Raw genomic sequence first — 19,941 nt, 5'->3', positions numbered from 1 at the left:
GATAAGAGGTAACCCTGATAACAAGAGGTTAGGTTCAGCAATGTCATTAATGATGCCATTGGAAGTCGCCAATTTAATTCGTGAGCTTCGGCAGCAGCTTGGTTTTTCTCAAGAAAAGTTGGCTGCTAAATTGGGGGTTTCATTTCGTACCGTGAATCGCTGGGAAAATGGGCGTGCAGTACCTTCATCTTTAGCTTTGAAGCAAGTTGAGGGGTTGCTGCACTCTATGAGTAATTCGTCAAAGGCAACAGTCCGTGAATGTGGCAGGGAGCTGTTAGCTAAATACTTTCAAGAATGAGGACTGGAAACCGTGACTCAAAAAACCAGGGCAGTAAACTCTCAAGACATCTTGGCGCGCCAAGGCGAGATGGGGCAACTCATGCGATCGCCTTGAGTATGAATGCTGGAGACTTCAACCAGCAGTCAGCATTACAAGCAAAATTTTTAGAGCATTTAGCAAAACCTGTAAAGCCGGAAGCATTAATTCGGGCGATCGCATTCCTAATTGGGAGAAGTGGGAATGGTTGACCAAGCATCAAGAAGCAAGACAAGCGATTGGTTGGTGGGTGGTGGGGAAATGGGCGATCGCATCCGCGCATTGGACTGGTCACAAACGGCAGTAGGGGCAATCACAACCTGGTCGCCAAGCCTGCGCTCAGTTGTCAACATGGCACTGGCAAACAGCTTTCCCATGTGCCTGTTCTGGGGGGAAGAGTATGTTCAGATTTACAACGATGCCTTGATTGCGCTTGCAGGTGACAATCATCCTGGGATGTTAGGCAAGTCATATTCAACAACTTGTGCCCAAGCGTGGGAATTTGTCAAGCCCCTATTTGAGCAAGTCCGCAATAGTTGCCAAGCTCTGACGTTAGAGGATCGGCTTTACTCAGTTTACCGACATGGCTATCTCGAAGAAAACTATTGCTTGAGTTCATTTTCACCGCTTTGGGAGGACAACGGTGAGGTAGCAGGCATTCTTGTTACCCAGACTCAGACAACAAGCAAGGTAATCAGTCAACGGCGGTTGCAAACGCTCGGCGACCTTGCTGCCCGTGCTTTAGAAGCGCGATCACCCGAAGTTGCCTGTAAAATTGCCGCTGAGGTTTTGGCAAGTAACTCCTTCGATATTCCCTTTGGATTATTGTATTTACTAGATGCTAGCCGTCAACGAGCGCAGCTGGCGGGCTGGGTGAACCTGGAACCTGGCACAACGGCCAGTCCAATGGAGATTGATTTAACTGCACAGCCGCCAGTATGGTCATTGCCACATTTGGCAATCCAGCAGGTAGACGATTTGCAACAGCGATTCGGGGATTTGCCGGGTGGTCATTGGAGTGAATCGCCTGTAACGGCTGTCGTCTTGCCCTTGGAAGGGCAGATTGAGGAACGCCCAGTGGGGTTTCTAGTTGCAGGTATTAGTCCCCGTCGCCCTCTAGATGAGGATTATCGGGAATTTCTGAGTCTGGTGGCAGGACAGGTATCGAAAGCGATCGCTAATGCTCGCGCTTACGAACGAGAACGCAAATCTGGGAAAGTAAATTCTCCCTCATCCCCTTTGGGTATTCCTCCGGCGCATCAACAGCAGGTAAGTGTTGGTTTAGAAACGTTTTATTCGCCGTTGGATGTCTGGTTTGAATACCATTGCTATCCACACCAACAAGGGTTATCCATCTATTTTCCAGATGTGAGCGAAGGCAAAACTGCTGAAGTTGCTTTGCAACAGAGCGAGCATGAGTATCGCAGATTGTTCGAGACAATTGATGAAGGCTTGTGCATTTGCCAAATGCTGTTTGACTCCGACGGAGAACCAACTGATTATCGAGTGCTTGAAGTCAATCCAGCATTTGAAAAAATAATGGGACTCAAGCAAGCCACAGGGAAAACGGCGCGGGAACTCGCCCCCAATCTAGAAAATTACTGGATCGAAATTTACGGTAGAGTCGTGTTAACAGGCGAACCAATTCGGTTAGAAAATCAATCTGTTGCACTCAAGGGGTGGTTTAATGTCAATGCCTTCCGTATTGGTGAGCCGCAAGAACACAAGTTTGCCGTCCTGTTCGCTAACATCACTGATGTCTACAACGAGCTGCGCTTACGCAAACAAGCTGAAGAATCACTGCGCCTAAGCGAGCAGCATTTGAAGTTAGCTTTAAAGACTGGAAAACTAGGTTCCTGGCAGCTAGACCTGAAGACCAACACATTGTCCTCCTCGGATCAATGCAAAGCAAACTATGGTTTTTTGCCGGATGCTGATTTTTCGCATCAAGTCTTAATCGAGCGGATTCACCCCCAGGATCGAGGTTGGGTACAGGAAGCAATTCAGCAGGCGATCAAACAGCACTCAGATTACGACGTGGAGTACCGCACTGTTTGGGACGATGGCAGTCTCCACTGGGCATTTGTGCGAGGCTGTACCCTCTATGACACCGACGGAACTCCGCTGCAAATGGTTGGTATGTCACTCGACATCACCGATCGCAAACAAGCAGAAATTGCCCTGCTTCAAAGCGAAGCCCGCCTCCGTGCAGTCGCCGCTAACTTGCCGAATGGAGCTGCCTTCATTGTAGATCGCGATTTGCGCTATCAACTGGCAGAGGGCAAAGCGATTGAGGAGGCAGGCATGACTTCTGCGGACTTGGTGGGCAAAACCATTTGGGAAGCCCTTGATCCAGATTTGGCAACCCACTATGAACCTTACTTTCGCCAAGCCCTCGCTGGCGAACCATTTAGCTGGGAGCATTTCAGCCACGATCGCCACTACATTTCTCATGGTACACCTCTGTACAACGAGCAAAATGAGGTTGAGGCAGTGCTGGCAGTTTCCTACGACATCACCAATCGCAAACAGGCTGAAACAGAACGAGAACAACTTTTGGCACGGGAACAAGCTGCACGAGAAGCAGCAGAGCAAGCAAACCGGATTAAAGATGAATTTTTGGCGGTGCTGTCTCATGAATTGCGATCGCCCCTAAATCCGATTTTAGGCTGGACAGGCTTACTGCAAAAGGGTAAACTCGACGCAACCCGTCAAGCCGAAGCACTGGCAACGATTGAGCGCAATGCCAAACTTCAGACGCAACTAATCGAAGACTTGCTGGACATCTCCCGAATTATCCAAGGCAAACTGTCCTTAATAAAGGCTCGTGTCAGTTTGACCTTTGTGATTTCTGCGGCTATTGAAACCGTGCGTTTGGCAGCCGAGGCGAAACAGATTGGAATCGTGCTTAACCTCGACACCACGGTTGGCGTTGTCTTCGGTGATCCTGCCCGCTTACAGCAAGTCGTGTGGAACTTGCTTACTAATGCAGTCAAGTTTACACCAAATGGCGGACGAGTGACCATTGAACTGCGGCAACTCAACGGACTGGCACAGATTCGGGTAATCGATACAGGAATTGGTATCAATCCGCAGTTCCTCCCCCATGTGTTTGAGTACTTCCGACAAGAAGACGGCTCGACGACGCGCAGGTTTGGGGGATTGGGATTAGGGCTAGCGATCGCACGGCAAATTGTGGAGATGCATGACGGCACAGTTCGGGCAGAAAGTCAAGGAGCGAATCAAGGTACTACCTTTATTGTGCAATTACCTACTATGCAGCAGACAATGGTGAGCATCTCTGAACCAACCCCCACCACAGCCCAGCCACAAGTACCTTTAGACAACATTCAAATTTTACTTGTGGATGACGATACTGATACCCGCGAGTTTCAAGCATTTTTGCTCCAACAAAGCGGTGCGAAGGTGACAGCCGTTGCCTCTGGTTTGGAAGTATTGCCAGCACTAGATCGGTTGATTCCCGATTTAATTATCAGCGATGTGGGCATGCCACAGATGGATGGCTATATGCTGATGCGGCAGATTCGCTCACGCCCACCCGAACGAGGAGGAAAGATTCCAGCTATCGCCCTAACTGCTTACGCCAGAGAGTTAGATCGACAACAGGCGATCGCCGCAGGATTTCAAATCCACTTGACTAAACCAATCGTGCCTGAGAAATTGATTAGTGCGATCGTCAATCTTTTGCATGAGAATAAAGTCTCATAACGCTAGATGTTAGTTTAAAAATATCATGCCAAATCGACCTTTATTTCTATGACTTACTACGTAATTTACGACGGAAATTGTAATCTCTGCGTTACCTTAGTACAATTGCTAGAAAACTTAGATCGGGGAAAGCTGTTTCAATACACTCCCATGCAAGATGAACAGAAACTTTTCGAGTGGGGAATTACAGCCTGTGATTGCGAACAGGGAATGATTTTAATCGATGGCAACAACCTTTCAAGACGTTGGCAAGGTAGTAATGCAGCAGAAGAAATTGGGCGGTTATTGCCAGTAGGAAGTATATTTGTAGACGCTTATCGGGCGTTACCGGGGATCAAGTGGGCTGGCGATCGCTTTTACGAACAACTCCGCGATCATCGCTACACTATCTTTGGCAAGCGTTCTAGTACTTATGAATCTGCATATTGTGTTGATGGTAGCTGCAAGCTGTAGGAGTGGATGAGTAGGTTGGTGTGAATATTTATCGTTGGGATGAGGCAGGAGGTAGGAGGCAGAAGGCAGTAGAAAAGAGGTTTTAGCCTATTTATTTTTTACTAACATAGTTTTGTTTTTCCATGCCGTTCCATTTAGCTGTCCTAATATAAGGAAACTCCAAGAATAAATTATCCGGTTTGAAGTTGTTGAGTGATGACTGTTGACTATAAACAGTGGGATATTTTTTATTTGTCAGTTCGTTTCAGGAGATGCTCTGAGGCAGAGAGTTGTGAATAATACAGTAGATTTCTCGCAAAACGGATGAATTAGATTCGCTCAGGCTCTAAGTTGAGTAAATTTAATCATTAGACAGAGTTCTGTACTAATAATATTCAGCCCTGGGATACTAGTAAAAAGTCTTGTGGAAAAATCATGATCCTATTTGGCGTGATTGTAAAGTTCATGTAACATGAAGTTACTCTGACGCTAAAATCCAGCGCATAACATTATTAGAGTGGAGAATCTCTGTGAGAATTGGTGCAAATTATTTGGGTAACGGAGAGTGTGAATTTACAGTTTGGTCTCCTACGTTAGATAGTGTTGCAGTGCGAATTTTGACGTCAGAACCGCAGGTAATTGCCCTTAAGCCTCAAGCAGAGGGATATTGGCAGACGAAGGTGAATGATGTATATCCGGGAACACTTTATCAGTATGTGCTAAACGAGGAAAACGCCTTTCCCGACCCGGCGTCGCAATATCAACCTGAAGGCGTGCATGGCCCATCTCAAATTGTCGATCATCAATTCGAGTGGACTGATGAAGGATGGACTGGGATTTCTGTGGAGTCGATGATTTTCTATGAAGTTCATGTCGGGACATTCACACCTGAAGGCACCTTCACCGCTATTATTCCCCGTTTACCCGAACTGCGAGAACTGGGAATTAACGCGATTGAAATTATGCCCATTTCCCAATTTCCCGGAGATACACATATTGAGCCTGATTTGGCATACCGGAACTGGGGCTATGATGGCGTTTATCTGTATGCTGTACAAAATTCCTACGGTAGCCCAGCCGATCTCAAACAACTGGTGAATGCTTGCCACGAAAACGGTATTGCTGTTGTGCTGGATGTGGTGTTCAACCACTTTGGGCCAGAAGGGAATTACATGAATCAGTTCGCGCCCTACTTTACCGAAACTTATAAAACGCCTTGGGGCAATGCGATGAATTTCGATAATGCCATGAGTATGGGCGTGCGAAATTATTTCATCCAAAATGCGGTTTATTGGTTGGGCGAATTCCACATTGATGCATTGCGGTTAGATGCAATTCAAGCAATTTATGACTTGGGAGCAAAGCATTTTTTGTGGGAATTAGCGGAAGCAGTTCATCATTTTTCCCAACAAGGGCAAAGATGGAAACGCCATTTAATTGCCGAAAGCGATTTAAATAATCCGCAAATAATTCGTCCAGCAGAATTGGGTGGATACGGACTCGATGCCCAATGGAGTGATGATTTTCACCATTCATTACATGCAGTTTTAACAGGCGATCGCCAAGGATATTATCAGGATTTTGGTACATTTGCCGACCTAGCAAAAGCTTATCAAGATACTTTTGTTTACGATTGGAAATACTCGCCCGATCGCAAACGATTTCATGGCGTTTCTTGCCGCGATCGCTCTTTGTCACAGTTTTTAATCTGCATTCAAAATCACGATCAAATCGGCAACCAAATGCATGGAGAACGCCTCACAGCGCGCATCTCTTTTGAAGGACTAAAATTAGCTGCTGGTGCTGTGCTACTATCACCTAATTTGCCGTTATTATTCATGGGAGAAGAATACGGCGAAACTGCTCCCTTCATGTACTTTGTCAGTCACTCCGACCTAGATTTAATTCAAGCAGTTCGAGCCGGACGCAAACAAGAATTTGAAGCATTTCACTACGACGAAGATCCACCAGATCCCGAATCTGCAGAAACCTTCTTAAAGTGTAAACTCAACTGGGAATTACGCAACGAAGGTAACCACAAAGTTTTGTGGGATTGGTATCGCCAATTAATTAATTTACGCAAAACCCATCAAGTACTTCTTAACCAAGAGCGCAACTCTATCCAAGCCACTGGTGATGAAGATAAGCAATTGGTTATCGTGCGTCGTTCGTATGAAACGAGTGAACTAATATTTGTATTGAATTTTAATTCCTCTCCTGTAACTGTGGCTTTGCCAATTCAATATAATGCTCAGAAACTATTAGATTCAGCAGACACCTCATGGTCTGGGCCTGGTTCCCAAGCCCCTGAATCTCTATCTGCGGGAGAAGAAGTAAAATTGCAACCGATTAGTTTAGTACTGTATGAAAAGAGTTAGTAAGTTAGGGAACTACAACAAATAAGTTGTCTCATTTGAAGTTGATGACTGTTGACTGCCAACAGTGTGATATTTTTTGTTTGTCAGTCCCTTATGACTTAGGAGTGGGAAGACTAAAACTTAAAGTTCAGCTTCAAAGGTTCAACGTTGAGCTTCAGAGGTTCAACGTTGAGCTTCAGAGGCTCAACTTTCGAGTTCAGAGGTTCAACGTTGAGCTTCAGAGGTTCAACTTTCGAGTTCAAAGGTTCAACTTTGAGCTTCAGAGGCTCAACTTTCGAGTTCAAAGGTTCAACGTTGAGCTTCAGAGGCTCAACTTTCGAGTTCAAAGGTTCAACGTTGAGCTTCAGAGGTTCAACTTTGAGTTTCAAAACCTCAAACTCCCAACTCTTGTACAGACAAGGGTTAATCGCGTCTCTCCTAACTCACCACTTAGCACTTTTACGAGAAACAAATATGCGAATTCCAAGAGCAACTTATCGAATTCAGTTTACGCCTCAGTTTGGCTTTGAAAATGCAAAAGCGATCGCTGCTTATCTCTCAGATTTAGGCATTTCCGATTTATATGCTTCTCCGATTTTCAAGGCGCGCTCTGGTAGTACACATGGGTATGATATTGTAGATCCCACTCAACTCAACCCAGAACTGGGAACTAATGAGTCCTTTGATGCATTAATCAGTGAAATACAATCCCTGGAAATGGGTTGGTTACAAGATATTGTGCCAAACCACATGGCGTATACCAGCGAAAACGATTATTTGATGGATGTCTTGGAACACGGTCCAGATTCCAGCTATACTGAATACTTCGACCTTTCTTGGAATGTACCATTTGGCGATCGCCAAGAACGAATTCTCGCTCCTCTACTGGGAGATTTCTATGGTGTATCCCTAGAAAATGGACACATTCAACTGCAATACGAACAAAGCGGTTTAACTGTTAATTATTACAGTTTAAAGCTGCCGTTGCGGTTAGAATCTTACACAAAAGTTCTCACCTACAATCTCGGCAGACTCACACGCACGCTGGGGCGCAATCATCCCGATTTTATTAAGTTATTGGGGATTCTCTACATTCTGAAAAATGTCCCTTCAGAAGTTGCAGGTAAACAGCGACAAGACCAAATTGCTTTTATTAAAGGATTGGTTTGGGAACTGTACACCACAAACGATTCAATCCGCGAATTCATTGATGAAAACATCAAAACTTTTAACGGAGAACCAGGGAATTCTGAAAGCTTTAATCTGCTAGATGATTTACTCAACGACCAATTTTTTCGTCTGTCCTTCTGGAAGGTTGGGGCGGAAGAAATGAACTATCGTCGGTTCTTTACTGTTAACGAATTAATTTCTGTAAAAGTCGAGGAAGTGCGGGTTTTTCATAACACTCATGGCTTCATTCAAAACCTAGTTGAAGAAGGTAAATTTACAGGTCTACGCGTTGACCATATTGATGGACTTTATAATCCACTCCAGTATCTCGAAAGACTACGAGAAAAGACTGGTGATGTTTACATCACAGTTGAAAAAATTTTAGAACTTACGGAAGATTTACCAGAAACTTGGCCGATTCAAGGTACTTCCGGATATGACTTTATGAACTATATCAATGGCGTATTTTGTGAAACTGAAACAGAATCATGGTTTGATAAAATTTATCATGCATTTATCAGTACGAAAGCAGATTATTCATCAGTGGTAAAGGCCAAAAAGCAACTGATTCTAGAGAGAAACTTAGCAGGGGACATAGATAATTTAGCCGTGCTGTTAAAGAATATTTCCAGCAAATACCGCTACGGCAATGACTTTACCCTCAATGGACTCAAAAGAGCGATCGCGGAAGTTTTAGCACTGTTCCCAATTTACCGTACCTATATTACTCACGATGGAATAGGGGAGACTGATAAAGAGACTATTCAAAAAGTAATTAATCAAGCTAAAGAACAAGCACCTTTGTTGCAGCATGAATTAACTTTTATTGAAAAGTTGATGCTGCTAGAATTTGATAATTCTCTTTCGCAAACAGAACGCGAACAGTGGATATATTTTGTCTCGCGGATGCAGCAATACAGCGGCCCTCTGATGGCCAAAGGCGTCGAAGACACAACATTATATGTTTACAATCGGTTGATATCACTTAATGAAGTGGGTGGAAATCCCAGTCATTTTGGCATCCCTGTTGCTGACTTCCACAATTTTAACCAAAAGCATCAAGCAACATGGCCGCACACGATGAACACCACAGCCACTCACGACACCAAACGCGGCGAAGATGTGCGAGCCAGGTTAAATGTGTTGTCGGAATTGCCTGAAGCGTGGGAAGAACAGGTCAACATCTGGAGTCATCATAATCAAGGACATCGCAGCGTTCGCCAGGGATTTGCCATGCCCGATCGCAATGATGAGTATTTTCTCTATCAAACACTAGTGGGTGCGTTTCCTTTTGCTGAAGACGAACACGAATCTTTCGTGGAACGGGTGAAGGACTATATGATTAAAGCAATTAGAGAAGCGAAAGTGCATACTGCATGGTTGCGGCCTGATAATGGATACGAAGAAGCTTGCACTTCCTTTGTAGAAAAAATACTCAATCCTGCAATTTCCGGGCAATTTCTCGAAGCTTTCCATCCTTTTGGGCAGCGAATTGCCTACTATGGAATGTTCAATTCCCTTTCCCAGACTCTACTCAAGGCTATTGCACCCGGCGTACCTGATTTTTACCAGGGAACGGAACTTTGGGAATTAAGTTTAGTCGATCCAGATAACCGCCGTCCCGTGGATTATGAGCTACGACAAAGTTACCTCAGCGCCATTAAAAAGCAAATCAAAACCGACATTCTGGGATTGATTCCGGAGTTGCTCAAGGACAAAACCGACGGGAGAATTAAACTGTTTTTAACCGCACAATTACTCCAAGCTAGAAAAGATTATCTCTCCTTATTTCAAGACGGAGATTATCTGCCGTTAGAAATTCAGGGAACTCACGCTAATCATATTATTGCCTTTGCGCGACAATTAGAGAATCAGACAGCGATCGCCATCGCACCTCGCTTTTTCACTCGCCTGATTCAGCCTGGAGAAGATCCGTTGGGCGAGTCTGTGTGGAAAGATACACATCTGCAATTACCTTCTGGAAGTTCCTTGTCTTGGAGAAATGTCTTAACTGAACAATCTCTACAAGCCAAAGAAACATTATCTATCGCATCTGCTCTCGCCCATTTTCCAGTTGCTCTATTGGTAAGTGATTAACGGGACTGGGTACTGAGTACTGGGTACTGGGTACTGGATATTAGGAAAATAGTCCCTAGTCCGCAGTCCCCAGTCCTTAGTCCTTAGTCTCCACTCCTCATTGAGATATTATGACTACTCAATTAGCACTCACTTCCGTCGAGATTGACGCTCTACAAGCTCATATTAAAAAAACGTGGAAAACGTTAACGCGATCGCACGAGCATTTACTACAATCTGCGAAGGATACGAAGCTAGACCACAAAACAGAAAATCCGTGGATTGTTTATATTTCACCTTTGGAAGACTGTCCCAATATTCAAAGAGTGTTGGAGCGTATCCTATCTCCCCAGGAAATGCAAAAAATTGAAATTCGCACTTTGCCCAGTGAAGTCGAAGCAATTAAAGAGCATGGATTATTATACCTGCCAGGGCCTTATGTTGTACCTGGCGGTCGGTTTAATGAAATGTATGGTTGGGACAGCTACTTTATATTATTGGGACTTTTGCGCGATGGGGAATTGGAACTAGCTCAAAGCCAAGTAGACCAATTACTGTACCAGCTACAACATTACGGTATTATCCTCAATTCCAACCGGACTTACATGCTGTCGCGATCGCAGCCGCCTGTCCTCAGTATGATGGTTATGGCGCTATTCCAGCACACCCAAGATAAAGAGTGGCTCAGGTCAACGATACCCCTACTAGAACAATTTTACTATTACTGGGTAGTACCACCCCACCTGAATGCAGCAACCGGCTTATCTCGATTTTATGCTTTTGGGGAAGGCCCGGCACCAGAAGTTTTGTTCTCGGAACTAGATGAGCAGGGAAGAAGCCATTACGATCGCGTTAAGGAGTATTACCAAACTTTTGAAGTTGAGGATTATGACGTTAGTCTTTATTACGATCGCGAAAATGACCAACTGACCAAACTCTTTTACAAGAGCGACCATACCATGCGCGAGTCGGGTTTTGATATCACTAACCGATTTGGCCCCTTCAGTGCTGACATCCTCCATTACGCTCCTGTATGCTTAAATAGCTTGCTGTATCAGGTAGAACAAGACTTAGCCGAAATTAAAGAGATTTTTGGGTACGAACAACTAGCGCAAAAATGGCGCAAACGTGCAGATATCCGCCGCGATCGCATCGACCAATGTCTCTGGGATCAAGAACACGGACTGTATCTGGATTATCACTTCCAGAGTGGAAAACGCCGCCGTTATGAATTTGCCACCACCTTCTATCCCCTCTGGCTAGGAATAGCTTCCCCAACCCAAGCCAAGCGCTTAGTAGAAAATCTTTCTTTGTTTGAAGCCCCAGGGGGAATTTTTACCAGTACTCGTGTTACTGGTAACCAGTGGGATGCCCCCTTTGGTTGGGCCCCACTGACGTTAATTGCTGTTCAGGGACTTCACCGCTATGGATATCATACACAAGCTGATCGGATTGCCAACAAATTCCTCGCTATGGTAGTTAAAGAATTTGGGCGTCACAACACTTTAGTTGAGAAATATGATGTTGAGCGCTGTTCTGCTAACGTTTCCGATGAAATCTGCTTTGGATATAGTTCTAACGAAATTGGTTTTGGCTGGACAAATGGAGTCATTCTAGAACTTTTAGCAGTCTGTGGTAAAAAAGTTTAACAAGTGAAGCAATCTTAGAGACCTATGTTTGAAAGTCTATTCATTAGGCGTGGGGTATGAGAATAAGAAAAAGGAAAGGAGATAAAATTTTCCCCTTTCCCGTCTTCTGCAAGAAGTCTATATAATTCTTTAATTCTTAGCTACAGAGTTATGGAATTTCCCATAATTAGCTAACTGGGAATGAAATGGGCGATTATTTGCCCATCCCAAACTATTAACTCTTTTTTTAAAGATTAAAGCTTATTGAGAATTGGGTTGTTGACGACGTTGTTTGAAGTTCTGGTGGAATTGCTCTAGTTTTTGTTGCTGTTCGGGAGTTAAAACTGCTTGAATCTGTTGTTTCTCTGATTCCCGAATTTGGCGCATTTGGGTTTTCTGTGCTTCAGTCAGATTTAAGTCAGCAAAATTCTTTCGTCCACCTCGATGCTGGCCTGGTTGGCGTTGACCTGCTTGGCGTTCAGCTTGACGTGCTTGCTTTGCGGCTTCTAACTTTGCTTTTTGTTCTGGAGTCAAAACTGCTTCAAATTTAGTGCGGCTATCGCGGCGAATTGCCTGAATTTGGCTTTTTTGTGTATCAGTTAGTCCCAATTCTGCCCAAGGGCCTTTTGGTTTTTGTGGAGTTTGTGCGAGTAGCAGGGGTGAAGGAGAGGCTGTTTGAGCTACAACAGCAAAAGAAGTTGTAGTTAAGCTTAAAGCGATCGCTCCAGCAATTAATGATAATGTCTTGAGTTTCATTACTTATCTCGTGGTTTTTTCCTGTTTGGATGCCACCATCATAAGAATTTCTCTTCAATAGTCACATGAGGAGAAAGTCATGGTTATACCCATGACTTTAGTCATGATTCAATTATGACAAATGTGACTGAAAATAATAGAAGCTAGGAGTTAGGAGTTAGGAGTTGAAAATGACCAATCCTCTAATTCAAATTAAAAAACATCCTTTTCCATCTCTGCTTTATTTAGAATGGATATTATTGACAATTACTGCTTTGATAGCAGTTATACCACCTCCACCACCTCCATTACGGCGATTTCATCCTAAACCGATAGAATTCTCCATTTGTGGAACATTTCCAGATTTATCAATTTGTAATCTTTTGCCAGAATTGTCAACTTATAGTCTGATTGTTTTTGCATTAATGGGTTTATGGTTACCTAAAAATAACCATAAAAACAAGTTAATTTACACATTTTTCGAAATTATATTAATTTTAACAACTGGACTTTTTGGAGAAAGATTTGCTCGGCTTTTTCCTTTTTTATACATAATTTTAGTAACTCGCGGTTGTCTAATTTTTGAGTTACCTGGACGTTTATTCGTTACAAGTCTTGCATTTAGTTTATTTCTTTTAACTACACAATTAAAATATCAGTTATTCAGTTTTCAATCTTCACCACAGGCTCAAGAACGTTTTCGATTTTTGAGTTTGAACTGGTCATTGGTATTTGCTCTCAGTTTAGTTTTTGTATTATTAATGATGAATGCAGTGTTATCTGAACGGCACAGTCACCAAAAACTAGCTATTGCTAATGAAAAACTTCGCCAATATGCTATGCAAATTGAAAATCAAGCTACTTTAGAAGAACGAAACCGCATTGCTCGTGAAATCCATGATTCATTAGGACACTCTTTAACTGCTTTAAATCTGCAATTAGAAACTGCTTTAAAATTATGGCAATCTAATCCAATTAAAGCTGAAACATTTCTGAAAACAGCAAAAGAATTAGGTTCAAAAGCACTCAACGATGTTCGTCAATCTGTTTCAACTATGCGTTCTAACCCTTTACAAGAGCAATCTTTAGAAATTGCGATCGCTGGTCTTGCAGAATCTTTTCATCGCTCAAATGGTATTCTCCCAATTTATCAAATTAATTTAGAATATTCCTTACCACCTGAAATTAATACTGCTATTTATCGGATTACTCAAGAATCATTGACAAATATTTCTAAATATGCTTCTGCAACAAAAGTAAAAATAGAACTCACTACGATCAGAAGCAATTTACGATTAATAATTCAAGATAATGGTAAAGGCTTTGATTTCAGGCAAAATACTACTGGTTTTGGACTTCATAGTATGCGCGATCGCACTTTAGCACTTGGAGGTGAATTTAATATTAATACTACTCCTGGTTCTGGTTGCAAAATTATAGTTAATATTCCCTTAATGAGGTTGACATGAAGATTAAAGTATTGCTGGTAGATGACCAAAGTTTGATTCGTCAAGGACTAAGAGCGTTATTAGAACTAGAACCAGATTTAGAGATAGTGGGAGAAGCACAAAACGGTGAAGAGGCGATTAATTTGGTTACGGAATTTCAGCCAGATGTCGTATTGTTAGATATTAGAATGCCGGTAATGGATGGAGTTGCAGCCACGCGGGAAATTCAAAAACGTTTTCCTAAAACGAAGATTTTAGTACTCACGACTTTTGACGATCATGAATATGTTTCAGCAGCTATAGAAAGTGGAGCGATGGGTTATTTATTGAAAGATACACCTTCAGAAGAATTAGCTGTTGCTATTCGCGCTGTATATAAAGGATATACTCAATTAGGCCCAGGAATAGTCAAAAAACTGTTGACTCAATTTTCTAAACCTGCACCAACTCAGTCACCACCTGTACCATCTACTTTAACTGAACTTACTCCTAGAGAAAAGGAGGTTTTGCGGTTAATTGCTACAGGTGCTAGCAACCGAGAAATTGCTCAAGAACTTTACATTTCTGAGGGGACAGTAAAAAATCATGTTACAAATATTTTAAATAGGTTGAATTTGCGCGATCGCACGCAAGCTGCTATTATCGCAAATACATTTTTGTCTTATTTGAATGAGTATACATGAAAACTAAGACCGTATAGATTCGATGACTAATGACTGATAACAGTTAACAGTTAACAATTATAAAGAGTGTTTATGCAATTTAGACCCATATCAGTTTATGTCTGTCTTAAAGCAGCAATTACTTGTGCAGTCATGTCTTTTCCACCTCTAAGGTTAGTAAAAAGACATTGTACTGTATAAATTATTCCCCAAGGTATACCCCACCAACCTAAAAATAATGAAATTAATATAAATGAAAGGCTTTTTTTAAAAGTACTTTCACCAGCTTTAATAAAGTAAATTTTAGAACTACGTTTAAAGCTTAAAATTATTATAGAAAAGCAATAAAGAAAAACGACAAACTTAGCACCATTTGCTATTTCTTTGTTTACCTCTCCTACAGTCATTCCTTCTAAACCAACTATTTCTGACATTTCCCCTCAGTTACTTTGAAAAAATTAACTTATTTAAATAATGCAAAATATTCTTATTTTAAAATGCCTTGGGTCCCTTTGATGTTTCTAAATGATTTGGCTATGATCTCTTCACACGTAATATCAATCTGTGATTGAATTACAGTGATTATATCTTGAATTGAAGCACCATATACAATTTTCGCTCAACCATTCTAAATATAAGCAGTTGAACGCATCGGACAAGGTTCATCAGTTGTATATATGCTATAACCTTCTAAAGAGGGGTTTTTAAGTTTAGCTGTTAAACTACGAATGACGTTGATTTTTATATGAGCTGATGAGTCGTTGTCTCTTGTGACAGTATTATGAGCTAAACTACTTCGTTATCTTTAACAATCACTGCACCGGAAAGCGTATCATCTATTTTGGCTGATGCCAATGATAAACGCATAGAAAGAATATTGTGAGTTCATATAAGCTTGAGATAACCTCAAGATAATGATTCGCTATATCGTGTTTCTAATGCTATAACTATGAATTAAAATTGGTTAATGGTCGAATATGTTACTGAGTAGAGAAACAACAGATTTTTACTTAAAAGACTTGGAAACACCATTAGGTCAAGCCATTAATTTAACACTTGCAGTATTAATACTCATTTCCTCAGGAATTTTTGTAGCAGAAACTTATAATATTGCTGATTCTGTGCGCTTACAGTTGAGCATAGCCGATACTGCGATCGCTATCATCTTCTTAATAGAATATTTACTCSGTCTTTGGAGTGCCGAAAATAAAATWAAGTATATTTTTAGCTTTTATTCAATTATTGACTTAATCGCAATTTTACCATTATTTATAGGAATAGTGGATATTAGATATATTCGTTTACTACGATGGTTTCGGATTTTACGATTAATCAGATTTATAGATAGAAAAATTTTATTCGCTAGTATCAGCACCGAAGATGGTATGATTTTTGCGCGAATATTATTTACATTGTTTGCAATTGTTTTTGTTTATTCAGGCTTAATTTATCAAGTTGAGCATCCGGTTAATCCGGAAAAATATACTACATTTTTGGATGCATTTTATTTTTCGGTTGTCACAATGACAACTGTAGGATTTGGCGATGTGATTCCAATTTCTGGATTAGGGCGCTTGCTAACAGTATTGATGATTTTTACAGGAATTGCGCTGATTCCTTGGCAAGTGGGAGATTTAATTAAGCAAGTGGTAAAAACAGCTAATCAGGTAGAAACAGTGTGTTCGAGTTGTGGTTTGACTTTCCACGATGTTGATGCTGTATTTTGTAAAAGCTGTGGGACTAAGTTACCTAATCGAAGGGTTAATTGACCAAATATTATTAATTCATAATTTGTAATTCGTGAGCTTGCCGTCTTAATGGCTTGCGTCGTTAGCGCTAGCGGTAGCAATGAAGGAGCGTCTGCCAAACTCGTAAATCCGAAAGGTAATTCGTAATTAAAGAAGCTTCAGAACCAACACTGAATATAAAGGGTCAGTGGTTTATAACTAGTATACTTGGTAAGACAGTCACTGATTGTAATTATGAAAAACATATAGCTTACTTCTCATACCCAGGCAAGTATTATCAATTAGGAATTATATTGACAGGTGCTTTACCTGGAATTGGGTAAATGTAAAATAACATACAAATATATATTAGTATTATGATAATTTTATATCTTTAGAAGTAAGACTAAAATCAGATAAGCTTGCTTTAATAATTATTTGAATTTTATTTACTTAAAAGATAATCAATATTGCATCTCCATTAAATATTTTTAAGATTTTTTAAAGCATTTTGTCCTGAATTTTACAATAAAAATAAACTTAAATCCTGTTGATTACCTTTAAGATTAGATAAGAATACAGCACTTAAAATGAAGTGACTTCCAAATAAAACAATAACCAATTGCTGTGTAAGTAGGGGGCAAGGCGCAGGAAGTAGGGAGAGTAAGAAAAATATTATCTTTATTAGAAGTTCCAAAATAGTGCTTTGTAAAGTTTCCTAAAGTTATACTAGCTGCTATCTAAAAATACTAATTTTACAGGAGTCTATATGACTCCTATATTCATGCATTAATATTTTTCTGACTATTGAACTGGTCTGACTTCGGAATTTTGAGAGTCTTAGCTAAGGTTCCACTTTAGCGAAAAAATCTATTGAAGTACTAATAGGATAAAAAATGAGTATCAATAGTAATAATTTAGACAATATAAATACATTGACTTCTTTGAAAAACAGTCAAATTAACCAAACACCCGCTCAAAAGAAACTCTGTATTCATCAGATGTTTGAAATTCAGGTAGAGCGATCGCCCCAAGCAATTGCTGTAGTATTTGAAAATACCCAACTTTCTTATCAGCAGTTAAATCAACGAGCAAATCAGCTGGCGCATTATCTGCGTACTTTAGGCGTCAAACCTGAAGTACTTGTTGGTATTTACCTCGAACGGTCTTTAGAAATGGTAGTAGGACTGTTAGGAATTCTCAAGGCTGGAGGCGCTTATGTACCATTAGATCCGACATATCCATCAGAACGCTTAGCCTATATCTTAGAGGACAGCCAGATATCAGCGATCCTGACTACACAGCAATTAGTAAATAGCTTACCTAAATATATACCCCATATCGTTTGTCTAGATTCAGATTGGCAATTGATTAACCAGAACAACCAAGAAAATCTCGTTTGTAATACGACGCCTGATAACCTCAGCTACACAATCTATACTTCCGGTTCTACAGGACAGCCCAAAGGTGTAATGATTACTCATTATGGGATTTGCAACCAACTCACATGGCGACAAACAACTTTTAGATTGACTCAACTAGACAAAGTTTTACAAAACATTTCTTTTAGCTTTGACCCATCGGTATGGCAGATATTCTGGCCGTTGTGCTTCGGAGCGCAATTGATTATGGCTCGTCCTGGTGGAAATCAGGAMACTAAATATCTTGTTGAGTTAATCATTGAACAGCAAATCACCATTATCGCCTTAGTACCTTCCATACTCCGGGTATTATTAGACGAAAAGAAAATTGAGAATTGTCAATCCCTCAGACACATTACCTGTGGTGGCGAAGCTTTACCCGTCGAACTTATAGAGCGTTTCTTTACTAAATTGAACTTAGACAATGTTCTATATAATTGTTACGGTCCCACAGAAGCTTCCATTGATGCTACTTTTTGGAAATGCGATCGCATCAATAATTATCTCATCGCTCCCATTGGTTGCCCGATTGCCAATACACAGATTTATATCCTGAATGAGAATTTAGAACCTGTGGCTGTTGGTCAATCAGGTGAACTACATATTGGCGGCGCTGGACTTGCTCGCGGCTACCTCAACCGTCCTGATTTAACTAGTGAAAAATTTATTCCTAACCCTTTTAGCAAAGTGCCAGAAGCGCGATTGTATAAGACTGGTGACTTAGCCCGTTACCTTGATAATGGTAACATTGAGTTTCTCGGTCGTCTTGACAATCAAGTCAAGGTGCGGGGCTTCCGCATCGAACTTGCAGAAGTTGAAGCAATTCTCGCCCAACACGTTGGTATACAACAGACTGTAGTCATAGCAAGAGAAGACAACCCAGGTGACCAGCGACTCGTAGCTTACATTGTTCCTAACAACGAACAGACACCTACATTCGATGAACTACGCCATTTTCTCAAACAAAAACTGCCCAATTACATGTTGCCAAACTCTTTCGTACTCCTAAATGCTCTACCTTTAACTTCTAATGGGAAAGTAGACCCCTGTGCCCTACCTACACCTAACCAAACTAGACAGCAGTTAAAAGACTCTTTTGTAGCTCCCCAAGATGAATTAGAACTTCATCTGACGAAGATTTGGGAAAAAGTTTTAAGCATCCAACCCATCAGTATCAAACACAATTTCTTTGATATGGGAGGATATTCCCTACTTGCAGTTCGCTTATTCGCGGAAATCGAGCGGACTTTGGGCAAAAATCTACCTTTAGCTACCCTCCTACAAGCCCCTACTATTGAGGAACTAGCTAAAATTTTGCGTAATCCATCCTCGTTGGTGTGTTGGTCTTCCTTAGTACCAATTCAACCCAATGGTTCCAAACCACCTTTTTTTCTCATCCATGCAGTGGGTGGTAACATTCTCTCCTACTGCGATTTAGCTCGCTATTTGGGTTTAAATCAACCAGTTTATGGGCTACAAGCTCAAGGCTTGGATGGAAAAACTGCCCCACACACCAGAATTGAAGATATGGCAGCTCAATACATTAGAGAAATACGTACCATCCAACCTAATGGCCCTTATTTTCTTGGAGGTGCTTCTTTTGGGGGTATAGTAGTCTTCGAGATGGCTCAGCAACTCTATGCTCAAGGTGAAAAAGTGGCTTTGCTATCGTTGTTGGATAGTACTGGATTAAATAATTTGCCCACCACATTCTTTGATTTAATTTCTGTTCATTTAAATAACCTTGCACAACTTAAACCTCAACAAAAACTAGCTTACATTCACGAAAGATTAGAGTGGCACATCAGCAAAAGAATCCCAAAGCTGATTCGCCAATTTTTCTTTAACTTAAGTGATGCGGATCGTTCACCTCAAGCTCTGTACAATCTCAATGTTTTAGAAGCTAACGTCTACGCCAGCAAAAACTATGTACTGCAAGTTTATCCCAGCCATGTCACCTTGTTTCGAGCCAAATTAAAATCCTCAAAAGCTTACTTTGATTCTCAGGGGGGTTGGGGTGGGCTTGCATTAGGTGGGGTGGAGGTTTATGAAATTCCTGGAGACCACAATAGTATACTTAGAGAACCTCATGTACAAGTATTGGCAAAAAAATTAAAAGCTTGTTTAAAGCAGGCTCAGAGGCTGTGAATTAATCTTCCTATTTGATTTATAAATTTACTTTTTGGTAATAGGCCCTGAATGAATTGCCTACTGCTTGTTGCTTTAGCTCGACTTTATCC

General features: G+C 41.2%; 14 protein-coding genes and 1 pseudogene. 11 read left to right on the top strand and 4 right to left on the bottom strand.

From position 1 onward, the window contains the following. Positions 1-40 precede the first annotated feature (40 nt). The 5 genes from FCR06_RS14470 to treZ all read left to right on the top strand — a co-directional run bounded on the left by FCR06_RS14470 (position 41) and on the right by treZ (position 6,855). A complete protein-coding gene (locus tag FCR06_RS14470) occupies positions 41-298 on the top strand; it encodes a multiprotein-bridging factor 1 family protein (protein WP_138500798.1) in 258 nt (85 codons plus the stop codon). Beyond that, positions 295-528: a response regulator gene (locus FCR06_RS14465; RefSeq protein ID WP_138500796.1), complete on the top strand. Its 234-nt coding sequence runs from the start codon at positions 295-297 to the stop codon at positions 526-528. Before FCR06_RS14470 ends, FCR06_RS14465 begins: the two co-directional genes overlap by 4 nt. Continuing rightward, positions 521-4,045 carry an ATP-binding protein gene (locus tag FCR06_RS14460; RefSeq protein ID WP_138500794.1) on the top strand — a complete coding sequence of 1,175 codons (3,525 nt, stop codon included), beginning with the start codon at positions 521-523 and terminating at the stop codon, positions 4,043-4,045. The genes FCR06_RS14465 and FCR06_RS14460 overlap by 8 nt, the downstream gene beginning before the upstream one ends. 48 nt (positions 4,046-4,093) lie before the next feature. Continuing rightward, the gene (locus FCR06_RS14455; RefSeq protein ID WP_138500792.1) at positions 4,094-4,498 is read left to right on the top strand and encodes a thiol-disulfide oxidoreductase DCC family protein; all 405 of its coding nucleotides are present in this window, start codon (positions 4,094-4,096) and stop codon (positions 4,496-4,498) included. A gap of 509 nt (positions 4,499-5,007) precedes the next feature. Continuing rightward, entirely contained in the window at positions 5,008-6,855 is a 1,848-nt protein-coding gene (gene treZ, locus FCR06_RS14450; RefSeq protein ID WP_138500790.1) for a malto-oligosyltrehalose trehalohydrolase, read from the top strand. Positions 6,856-6,968: 113 nt separating this feature from the next. Here the strand turns inward: treZ and FCR06_RS14445 are convergent, their stop codons facing one another. Next, a complete protein-coding gene (locus tag FCR06_RS14445) occupies positions 6,969-7,223 on the bottom strand; it encodes a hypothetical protein (protein WP_138500788.1) in 255 nt (84 codons plus the stop codon). An 85-nt stretch (positions 7,224-7,308) separates the two neighbouring features. On the opposite strand from FCR06_RS14445, the gene treY reads away from it, so the two are divergent. Further along, on the top strand, positions 7,309-10,101 hold the full coding sequence (treY, locus tag FCR06_RS14440; RefSeq protein ID WP_138500786.1) for a malto-oligosyltrehalose synthase: 2,793 nt from the start codon (positions 7,309-7,311) through the stop codon (positions 10,099-10,101). Positions 10,102-10,211: 110 nt separating this feature from the next. Continuing rightward, a complete protein-coding gene (locus FCR06_RS14435) occupies positions 10,212-11,729 on the top strand; it encodes a trehalase family glycosidase (RefSeq protein WP_138500784.1) in 1,518 nt (505 codons plus the stop codon). Between the two features lie 240 nt (positions 11,730-11,969). Here FCR06_RS14435 and FCR06_RS14430 read toward each other — a convergent pair whose 3' ends face one another. After that, positions 11,970-12,464 carry a Spy/CpxP family protein refolding chaperone gene (locus FCR06_RS14430; RefSeq protein WP_138500782.1) on the bottom strand — a complete coding sequence of 165 codons (495 nt, stop codon included), beginning with the start codon at positions 12,462-12,464 and terminating at the stop codon, positions 11,970-11,972. A 170-nt stretch (positions 12,465-12,634) separates the two neighbouring features. Between FCR06_RS14430 and FCR06_RS14425 the strand changes: the two genes are divergently transcribed. Further along, positions 12,635-13,912 (top strand): sensor histidine kinase, encoded by a 1,278-nt coding sequence (locus FCR06_RS14425; RefSeq protein ID WP_138500780.1) that lies wholly within the window; start codon positions 12,635-12,637, stop codon positions 13,910-13,912. Further along, positions 13,909-14,574 carry a response regulator gene (locus FCR06_RS14420; RefSeq protein WP_138500778.1) on the top strand — a complete coding sequence of 222 codons (666 nt, stop codon included), beginning with the start codon at positions 13,909-13,911 and terminating at the stop codon, positions 14,572-14,574. Before FCR06_RS14425 ends, FCR06_RS14420 begins: the two co-directional genes overlap by 4 nt. 95 nt (positions 14,575-14,669) lie before the next feature. On the opposite strand, the gene FCR06_RS14415 is transcribed toward FCR06_RS14420, so the two are convergent. After that, positions 14,670-14,987 carry a hypothetical protein gene (locus tag FCR06_RS14415; protein WP_138500776.1) on the bottom strand — a complete coding sequence of 106 codons (318 nt, stop codon included), beginning with the start codon at positions 14,985-14,987 and terminating at the stop codon, positions 14,670-14,672. A gap of 53 nt (positions 14,988-15,040) precedes the next feature. Beyond that, a pseudogene (locus tag FCR06_RS14410) lies at positions 15,041-15,420 on the bottom strand (deaminase). 110 nt (positions 15,421-15,530) lie between these two features. On the opposite strand from FCR06_RS14410, the gene FCR06_RS14405 reads away from it, so the two are divergent. Continuing rightward, positions 15,531-16,322, top strand: coding sequence for an ion transporter (locus tag FCR06_RS14405; protein ID WP_138500774.1), 792 nt, complete (start codon positions 15,531-15,533; stop codon positions 16,320-16,322). An 854-nt stretch (positions 16,323-17,176) separates the two neighbouring features. Continuing rightward, entirely contained in the window at positions 17,177-19,849 is a 2,673-nt protein-coding gene (locus FCR06_RS14400; RefSeq protein ID WP_223280142.1) for a non-ribosomal peptide synthetase, read from the top strand. Positions 19,850-19,941: the final 92 nt, after the last annotated feature.

The sequence above is a fragment of the Nostoc sp. PA-18-2419 genome (assembly GCF_005869855.1).
Lineage (GTDB): Bacteria > Cyanobacteriota > Cyanobacteriia > Cyanobacteriales > Nostocaceae > Nostoc.
The sequence above is the reverse complement of the archived record's forward strand: the minus strand, read 5'-3'. Positions and strand labels throughout refer to the sequence as shown.